General features: G+C 58.1%; 7 protein-coding genes and 1 pseudogene. 2 read left to right on the forward strand and 6 right to left on the reverse strand.

From position 1 onward, the window contains the following. Positions 1–728, forward strand: a 728-nt coding sequence (locus Q0216_RS01160) for a molybdopterin-binding protein (protein ID WP_298592266.1), incomplete at its 5' end; no start/stop codon positions are given. 65 nt (positions 729–793) lie between these two features. After that, a complete protein-coding gene (locus tag Q0216_RS01165; protein ID WP_298592268.1) occupies positions 794–1870 on the forward strand; it encodes a LacI family DNA-binding transcriptional regulator in 1077 nt (358 codons plus the stop codon). Between the two features lie 105 nt (positions 1871–1975). On the opposite strand, the gene Q0216_RS01170 is transcribed toward Q0216_RS01165, so the two are convergent. The 6 genes and pseudogenes from Q0216_RS01170 to Q0216_RS01195 form a co-directional block, all read right to left on the reverse strand. Beyond that, the gene (locus tag Q0216_RS01170) at positions 1976–2629 is read right to left on the reverse strand and encodes an N-acetyltransferase (RefSeq protein ID WP_298592270.1); all 654 of its coding nucleotides are present in this window, start codon (positions 2627–2629) and stop codon (positions 1976–1978) included. 274 nt (positions 2630–2903) lie between these two features. Next, entirely contained in the window at positions 2904–4889 is a 1986-nt protein-coding gene (locus Q0216_RS01175) for a PTS beta-glucoside transporter subunit IIBCA (RefSeq protein WP_298592272.1), read from the reverse strand. A 242-nt stretch (positions 4890–5131) separates the two neighbouring features. Next, positions 5132–6673 carry a glycoside hydrolase family 32 protein gene (locus tag Q0216_RS01180; protein ID WP_298592274.1) on the reverse strand — a complete coding sequence of 514 codons (1542 nt, stop codon included), beginning with the start codon at positions 6671–6673 and terminating at the stop codon, positions 5132–5134. 325 nt (positions 6674–6998) lie between these two features. Next, entirely contained in the window at positions 6999–7373 is a 375-nt protein-coding gene (rplL, locus tag Q0216_RS01185) for a 50S ribosomal protein L7/L12 (RefSeq protein ID WP_298592276.1), read from the reverse strand. A gap of 156 nt (positions 7374–7529) precedes the next feature. Next, positions 7530–8060 (reverse strand): 50S ribosomal protein L10, encoded by a 531-nt coding sequence (gene rplJ, locus Q0216_RS01190; protein ID WP_005504882.1) that lies wholly within the window; start codon positions 8058–8060, stop codon positions 7530–7532. A gap of 400 nt (positions 8061–8460) precedes the next feature. Further along, a pseudogene (locus Q0216_RS01195) lies at positions 8461–8942 on the reverse strand (ABC transporter ATP-binding protein); the annotation flags it as partial.

Here is an 8942-nt window from a genome sequence, read left to right on the forward strand (position 1 = left end):
TTGATGAGTTGCCGGTGTACGCCCCGATTCCGGTGCGTTGCGCGTTTACGGGTAACGAGGTCATTACGTTTGGTGTGCCCGCGCCGGGTCAGGTGCGTGATGCGTTTGGCGGCTTTATGGAGCATGCGATTATTTCTGCAGGTTGCGAGGCGCGCCCTTCGATTCGCCTGGCGGATGTTGAGTCTGAGTTCCGCACGTTCCTGTCTACTTCGACGGCTCGTGTGTTGGTATTTACGGGCGGGTCTAGCACCTCGGGTGTTGATTTGGTGCGTAAGGTACTCAACGATATAGGCGCGACGTACCTGTTTGAATCAGTGGATGTGCGTCCGGGTCATCCGGCTCTGGCTGCGCGTTTGCCGGTTCCGGAGAGGGGCCCGAATTCGGGTCGTGAGCGTTTTGTGTTGGGTCTGCCGGGTAATCCTTTGGCGGCGTACACGGCTTTGTATTCGTATTTGCCGCCGCTTTTGGCTGGCATGCGGGATATGCCGCTACCCGAGCTGGATTCGGCGGTTCTGGGCGAGGCGGTGGATACTTTGCGTAAGCCGGCAGGTTCGCGTTTGGTGCCGGTGACGGTGCGTGATGGTGTGGCGTATCCTCTGCCGAAGTCAGCGTCGCATATGTTGTCCTCGTTGGCGGCGGCTACTCATTTCGCGATTTTGGATGATTCTTCGGTTCGGGGTTCTGCCCATGAGGTGGGGGCTCGGGTGCCGATCATTCCAGTGCTATAGAGGGTTGCTATAGAGGGTATAGTAGAAAGATATGTCAATCGTTTAGCATATCGAAGGGAGCCCCCGTGGCGAAGCCTAAACTCAGCGACGTTGCAGCACTAGCGGGTGTCTCCCCCACCACGGTCTCTCGCGTGCTCAACAACCGCGGCTACCTGAGCGAAAGCACCCGCACCAAGGTCCACGAGGCAATGCGCGAGCTCGGCTACCGACCCAACGCCATCGCCCGTAGCCTGCAGGGGCAGCGCTCGCAGATGGTGGGCCTCATCTTCCCCACGGTCGCGAACCCCTTCTACGGGGAGATGGTGTACCGCCTCGAAAGCTACCTTGCAGAGGCAGGGTACCGGGTCATTCTCTGCAATAGCGATGACCACCCCGAGCAGGAAAAGCGCTACCTTGAAATGCTCTTCTCCAATCAGGTGGACGGCATCATCAGCGGCGCCCACTCCGACGCACTGGTCAATATTCCGCACGCACAGGCTCCCCTGGTGACCGTAGACCGCCTCGAAAGTGGTTTCTACCCGAACATTCGCTCCGATAACTACGGAGGCGCCCGAGCCGCCACGGAGCACCTCATTGCTACGGGTGCGCAGAATATTGTTCACGTGACGTCGACTCTGGGTGAGCACAACGAGCGTCAGCGCGGCTACCGCGAGGCAATGCTTGAGGCGGGACTCATGCCGGAGTTCGTGGAGCTGGGCTTCCGCCCCTCGCTGGGCATGAAGCGCGAGGTGCTCTACCGTTACCTGGACGAGCGCGCCGAAAGCCCCGAGCCGGTGGACGCGGTCTTTGCTTCCAACGATAATTACGCCGCGTTGGCGCTGGGGTGGGCACGTGCCCGCGGCATCCGCGTTCCCGAGGATTTCCAGGTGGTTGGTTACGACGGCACGCAGAGCGTTCAGCTACTCATGCCGGAGCTTGCGACCGTGGTTCAGCCGATTGAGGGCATGGCGAAACGTACCGCACAGCGTCTACTGGAGCTCATTGAACTGCAGCAGGGAGAATCTGCTGAGAAAGAGGCTCCCCCGATCAGCCAGCCTGAGGATGTACTCCCCATTGATCTCCACCTGGGGGCAACAGTGCGTTCTATCCCGAATCTGGATCAGATTCAGCCTGATACTTCTGCCCCGGATGAGCTGCAATAAGAAGCTCCCCCTCCTTTGAAGATAAAAATCCGCCCTACCGTGCGAGTGCTCACGGTGGGGCGGATTTTGCATATACATTTATCGGTTCTGTGCGCGCCCGGAAGTTTAGGAGGTGCGCTGCACAATCTCGGTCGGGCCGGTTCCGGGGTAGACCATGCCGACGGCGTGCGCCTTGGAGAAGATGCCGTGGAGCGGGCCGAGGGAGAAGAATCCGCAGCGCTCGTAGAGGCGCGCGCTATCGTAGGTCGATGCTTCGAGGTAAGCGGGGTAGTCACCGATGCGTTCGGTACCGTAATCGAGTAGCTTCGAACCGATACCATGGCCTCGGTACTCTTCGAGAACACCAATGTTGAAGAGGTACCAGTGCTTGTACGCGGGGCGGTACTTGAGCAGGTGTAGCTCCATGAGGACCGCTTTCAGCAGAGTCTTGCAACCGAGCGCCTTGTAGTAGGCACCAATCTGCTTGAGTTCGTTAGCGAAGGAACCTTCGTGGGATTCGGGGGTGCTCCAGAGGCAGACGCCCACAATCTTGCCGGTGGAGTTATCAATAGCGATGTCGATACGTCCGCGACCTTGGAAATTGCCGTAGACCTGCAGGGTCATAATAGCGCGGAGCTTGGCAAGTTCCTGTCGGCGGCTACCGCCTGCGATGACTGCCATCATGGCGGGATCTCCGTCGAATGCGGCAATCAGCACCTCGAGCGCATCTGCATATTCATGAGACTCGGCGGTGCGGACGGTATAGGAAGCTGAGGTCATATTCACCCTTTACAAAAGCTTGAAACTATACATAAATATTAGCTGGATTATTCATTCCTGACCAATAAATTCTGCCTTATCAAGACATTTTTCATCGCCATGCACTAAATGTGTGCTAGCTTATATTGCACTATTATGCATAAATTTAACGCATATTTATTCACTCTTCTTTTACATGCTTTTGTAGGAAAAATTGAACACCCCGCACCAGCTCTATGAAGAGCGGTACGGGGTGTACATCACGTTGAGGTTATCTACTCACTAAGAGTGCAGACTATGCGTTAGCCTTTGCCTTCAGTGCAACCTTCAGAAGCGAATCTGCGTTGGTCACAGATGCACCCGAAACCTGGACATCTTCAACCGAAGCAGCCGCCTTCTTGGCATTGGTAATCACCATGGGGGTTGCCAGCGGGTAGCCAGCCGCCTTGATGGCGGGGATATCAAACTCAGCGATAACGTCGCCGCGCTTGACGGTGTCGCCCTTAGCAACCTTGGGCTCGAAGTGCTTGCCATCGAGCTCAACGGTGTCCATGCCGATGTGCATCAGCAGATCCAGACCATCCTCGGTGCGCAGACCATATGCGTGGCCGGTGGGGAATGCAACGGTAATCTTGCCGTCAGCCGGCGCGTAGAGCTTACCTTCGGTGGGCTCCACTGCGGTGCCTGCACCCAGTGCGCCGGAGGAGAAGGTGGGATCCTTGACGTCAGCCAGCAGAACCACGGAACCGACCATGTGGGAGCCGATTTCGACGCTCTCGCCAGCCTCAGAAGCTACGGAGGCAGCAGGAGCTGCAGCAGCAACGGGAGCTGCAGCGGCGGGTGCCTCAGCTTCCTCGGTATTGCCATCCTCGACCTTCTTGCCCCAGATGAAGGAGGCAACGAAAGCGATGACGGTGGTCAGAATGAGGCAGCCGAAGAAGCCGGCCCAGCCTGCGCCGGTGGTGGGGCTAATGGAGGGGAAGCCAATGTAACCAGCGGCACCCAGAGCAATTGCCTTCACGTTCAGGATGGAAGCAACCATTGCGCCGATACCAGCGGAGACGATTGCGATATAGAAGGGCCAGCGCAGAGCCAGGTTCACACCGAACATTGCGGGCTCGGTAATACCCAGGAATGCCGAGGGCGCGGAAGCCGAAGCGATACCCTTGATCTTCTTGTTCTTGGTAGTCAGTGCGACACCGGCCGCGGCAGCACCCTGCGCCACGTTAGACATGGAGGCGACGACGAAGATGAAGGAACCACCGGTTGCCCACAGGCTCATCTCGATGGGCGGGAATGCCTGGTGCATACCGGTCATCACGATGAACGCATAGAAAGTACCGAAAATCAGGCCACCGAGCGGGCCGGCAACGGTGTAGAGCCAGTTGATGCTTTCACCCAGCCAGGTACCGGCTGCGAACATGGGCGGGCCGACCAGAATAAAGGTCAGGAAGCCGGTGATGAGAATGGTAAGGGTCGGGGTGAAGATGAAGTCGATGGTGCCCTTGAGGACCTTGTGGAAGAACTTCTCAATGTTCGCCAGGATGAAGGCGACCAGCATGATGGGTAGCACGGTACCCTGGTAACCCGCCTGCTGAACCTGCAGACCGAAGAGATTCCAGTACTTCATCGGTTCACTACCCTCGGCACCTGCCAGAGAGGCGGCGACATTGTAGCCGTTCATCAGGGCGGGGGATACCATTGCGGCACCCATGGTCATGCCCAGGTAGGGGTTACCGCCGAAGACCTTGGTGGCGGAGAAGCCGACCAGTACGGGCAGGAAGGCGAAGGGAGCTGCCGAGAGCAGGTTCACGATATCCGCGAAGTCAGCCCACTCGGGATGCATTGCGATGAAGCTCTCGGGACCAAAGATACCCTTGGACGTCAGCACGCTGTTGAGCGCCATCAGCATACCGCCACCGACCAGCACCGGGATGAGCGGAACGAAGATGTCAGCAATGGTCTTGATGAAGCGGGAGACAATGTTGCCCTGCTTCGCGGCGATGGTCTTGAGGTCGTCCTTGGATGCCTCGGGTGCACCAGCGGCGATGAGGTGCTTGTGCACCTCGTTGACGTCGCCGGGGCCGACGATGATCTGGAACTGGCCAGCGTTGAGGAAGCTGCCCTTGAGGTCTTCGTCGTTGTCGATTGCTGCCTGGTCAACCTTGTCCTGGTTCTTCAGGACGAGGCGAAGGCGGGTTGCGCAGTGTGCGGCTGCAACGATGTTGCCGGCGCCACCGACGTCCTTCAGCACGCGCTGTGCCACTGACTTGTGGTCCACGCTCGCTCTCCTTTGTTTGGAGCACCACCGTAGGATGCTTTGTGAATGGGTGGGGTGACATGCCTGTGCGTGCATGCCATGTGTATGTCATACGTTTGACATATCAGATGTAACACATGGTATCACGGGAAAGTTCTTAAAAGCGAGGGCTCACCCTCCACTTGGAAGAGTAAGCCCTCAAACATATTCAGAAATGACTGGGAACCACCCGCGCAGGCGGCTCTCAACGCTTAGAAAACGGCTTAGAGACGGCCGTACTCCAGGGACAGCACCTTGCCACCGGTCAGACGGACGCGGCGCTTACCGCCCTTGAAGAAGGTGCGAGCGGTCATCACCTCAGCACCCATGGACGCAACCAGCTTGCCACCCACATACAGTTCAGTTGCCGAACCATCCACGAGCAAGTCAAACTCACGAATCTTCGAACGCATCAGAGTGCGGCGGCGCAGGCTACCGCCCTCGGTGTAGCGGGTACCGCCACGGTCCATCTGCACAAAGTCCTTATCCAGAACGATGCTCAGTGCCACGCCGTGAGCGTCCTTGATTTTCAGCTTTACGCGCTCATCAGAGACGTCCACGCGGCCGCGCAGACGGAAAGTCAAGGCGTTCTTCAGCTCTACGAGCTTGTCCTTCTCCTCCTCGGGGTACAGCGGCTTCATCTCCATCGCATCGTTGAGCTGCGGCACCGGGCGCTGGAAAATCTTGCCGTTGCGCAGGTGCAGCTCACGCGGGTAGGTGAACATGTGCACCCAGCGGTGGCTCCACGAGGGCTGATCATCCTGGTCTGCGTTGCCCAGCCAAGCAATCATCACCGGGGCGTCACCGCATACATCGTGCGGTGCCTTCGGATCAGCGGTCAGGCCGGTACCGGAGATGGTCTGCGGTGCGTAGAACTCGAAACCTGCATCCAGCTCGGTGAAGGGGGTCTCCACGGTGAACTTGAGGGTCTTGTTATCCAGCGAACCAACAATGTAGCCGCTCTGGAAAATATTGTTGTACTTCTCGCCGAGGGGCTGCATGCCCTGCGGGCTAAAAATCAGCACGTCGCGGATTTCGCCGGTCAGCTCATCGCGCATGCGTAGCAGCGAGGGGCATTCGTACATGTAGGTGCCTTTGAGGCTCTTATCCTTGATGTCCAGCTCGCCGCGGAAGGTCCACTCGCGGCGGTCGACGGAGGTGTACACGACCACTGCGCCAGTCTTGTCTTCACGCTGAGCACCAATGACCATCCACCACTCGCCGTTACGCTCAAAGACGTGCGGGTCGCGATAGTGCGCGGTGTAGCCCTTCTCGGGGCCGGAAATCAGCGGGGGCAGCTGACGGGTCGGCTTCGCGTCCTCACCTGCGGTTGCGAGGATCTGGTAGGTTTCGCGGTTGCCCTTCTCGTCCTTCACGTTACCGGTGTAGAAGAACTCAAAACCTCCGGGAACCTTAATGCCGGAGCCGGAGTAGCAGCCGTGCGAGTCATAGCGGCTATCGGGAACCAGAGCGGTACCCTCATCGGTCCAGTGGGTCAAATCCTCGCTCACGGCGTGGCGCCAGTAGACCACACGCTCCGGATGCAGGGGCGAGTACTGGTAGAAGGCGTGGTAGCGCTTGCCGTCGAAGACCAGACCGTTCGGGTCGTTCAGGCGGCCCACCGGAGGCGCCAGGTGCAGTGCAGGGTAGTCGCGGTCTTCACGCACGCCAGCACCGAAAGCGTCCAGGATCTGCTGTGCTTCAGCCGCCAGATCGCGGTCGGGTCGCTGAGTTACGCTCTTCTTCTTTTTCTTCTGCTCGCTCATGTCTATCCGTTTTCGTGCAAAGGAATGTCTGGGTTGTCTCATCCCATCATACGACACCGCTCCCCCATTGCCGGCCCCTAGGAGAGAGGCACCACAGTACTCTCAGACTCTCTCATCCGAGACACAGGGCGGTCACAGCGGATTCTACAGGCAAGCACTCACAAAATAGGCGAGCCCGCCGTTTGCTACAGGAGAAAAGAATGGACACGACAAAGCCCCGAACCTCCCTCAGTTTTCAAGCCGGAGCGGGTTCGGGGCCGTTAAATGCCGCGAGGCGGCGCATCCGATGGATGCACCGCCCGCGTAAGAATCGAGAAGAAGTCGATTACTTGAGGGTGACGGTTGCGCCAGCAGCCTCGAGCTGATCCTTAGCCTTCTCAGCGTCTTCCTTGGAAACGCCCTCGAGCAGGGTCTTGGGAGCGCCGTCAACCAGGTCCTTTGCTTCCTTCAGGCCGAGGGAGGTCAGGGCACGAACTTCCTTGATCACTGCGATCTTCTTGTCGCCAGCGGACTCCAGGACAACGTCGAACTCGGACTTCTCTTCAGCAGCCTCGCCTGCTGCGCCGCCTGCTACAACTGCAACGGGAGCTGCTGCGGTGACGTCGAACTCTTCCTCGAATGCCTTGACGAACTCGGAAACCTCAACGAGGGACAGTTCCTTGAATGCTGCAATGAGTTCTTCGATGGACAGCTTAGCCATTGTTTGGCTCCTTCACTATCTGGTGCGGGCTGACGCCCGCGGTGTAAATCTTCAGTACCTACCCCGAAAGGGTCGGTCAAATTTAGGGTGCGTTACACGCTGTTCGCGTTCACGCTGCTGAGTATCTCAGCGCTGGTGCAGTAGCACGAAAGGGGCTTATGCCTCTTCCGAAGCCTCCTCGGCAGCAGCGGGAGCTGCGCCTTCCTGCTCCTCCAGCTTGACGCGCAGTGCGTCCACAACCTGTGCGATGCGTGCGATGGTAGCCTTTGCACCACCTGCAACCTTGGACAGCAGAACCTCGCGGGATTCCAGATCAGCGTAGCGCTTGACGTCGTCCTCGGTCAGAGCGGCACCTTCGTAGTAACCGTTCTTCACAATCAGCTGGGGGTTAGCCTTGGCAAAGTCACGCAGGCCCTTAGCAGCATCAATCAGGTCGCCCTTGATGAATGCCAGTGCGGAGGGACCCTGGAGGTGGCCTTCGAATGCGTCGATGCCAGCTTCCTTAGCTGCGATAGCAGCCAGCGTGTTCTTCACCACGGCGTATTCGGTCTCTGCACCGAGTGCGCGGCGCAGCTCCTTGAGCTGTGCAACAGTGAGACCGCGGTATTCGGTCAGGATGACTGCGTTCGAAGCTTCGAAGAGTTCCTTCAGCTCGGATACTGCAGCGATCTTTTCCTGAGTCGCCATGGTAGTTCCTTCTTCCGATTCTTGTAAGGTCGCCGGTAGAGCCTCGAAGCATTTATTGCAAGCAATAAAAAATGCCTCGACGCGTAGGCGTACGAGGCACGATAGACGGCACCCTGAATGAGGGCAACGGCTATTCACTTCGAGTTACCTACGCGGGCGGCGATTTCTAGTGAAATCAGCTCTTATCAGAACTCTGTTCTTCGTCTCCACCGAGGTGGCGATAGAGGACATAGTTCTAGACCGGCGGTCTTTGGTTTATTCATCATCTCAGGTTAAAGCCCGAGTCGCAAGTTAAAAACGTGATTAAGCGGGGTTAATCACTTAAAGCTCCTCTTTATGCTGATTAACCCGCGCTTTCTCCCATCTGAAAGGTCCGACTAAAAGCCAACAAAGACGCGTTTTAGAGGTAAAAACGCTTTCCATTCGAGAACACGAAGCAACGCTCCGCCGCCACACCAAGGTGCACCCGGTCCCCCACGTTTAGGGAGGAGCCGCTCTGCGCATCGGGAATAAAGAACTCAAGCTCCTGACCGGCACGCACTCGCGCATACACTCGGTCACTCGGCTCAGAATCCACCGAAGCCCGCCGAGATTCCAGAGGTAGGGAAACCGCATCCAGCAGACGCCCACGATACAGCATGCCGCCCACCAGGTGGCGGTGACCGAGCACCTGCACCGGCAGGGAATGAGCAGCATCTGCCGCCACGGGGTGCAATGCGGTCGCTCGAATAGCCAACTCACACCCAGCAGGAAGAGCCTTAGAATCCTCAAGAGTCAATAGGTTCAGCGCGGGCGCCGCCATAAGCTTCGCCACCTGCAGAGTATGCGGATGCGCCAGCAGACGCTCCGGAGTATCCACCTGCACCAGGTAACCGGCATCCA

This window comes from uncultured Rothia sp., assembly GCF_937976295.1.
Classification (GTDB): Bacteria; Actinomycetota; Actinomycetes; order Actinomycetales; family Micrococcaceae; genus Rothia.

Bases quoted from the DNA above. Each gene is read 5' to 3' on its own strand.
- Q0216_RS01170 (WP_298592270.1), bottom strand. From the start codon at position 2,629: ATGACCTCAGCTTCCTATACCGTCCGCACCGCCGAGTCTCATGAATAT.
- Q0216_RS01180 (WP_298592274.1), bottom strand. From the start codon at position 6,673: ATGAGCGAGCAGAAGAAAAAGAAGAAGAGCGTAACTCAGCGACCCGAC.
- rplL (WP_298592276.1), bottom strand. From the start codon at position 7,373: ATGGCTAAGCTGTCCATCGAAGAACTCATTGCAGCATTCAAGGAACTG.
- rplJ (WP_005504882.1), bottom strand. From the start codon at position 8,060: ATGGCGACTCAGGAAAAGATCGCTGCAGTATCCGAGCTGAAGGAACTC.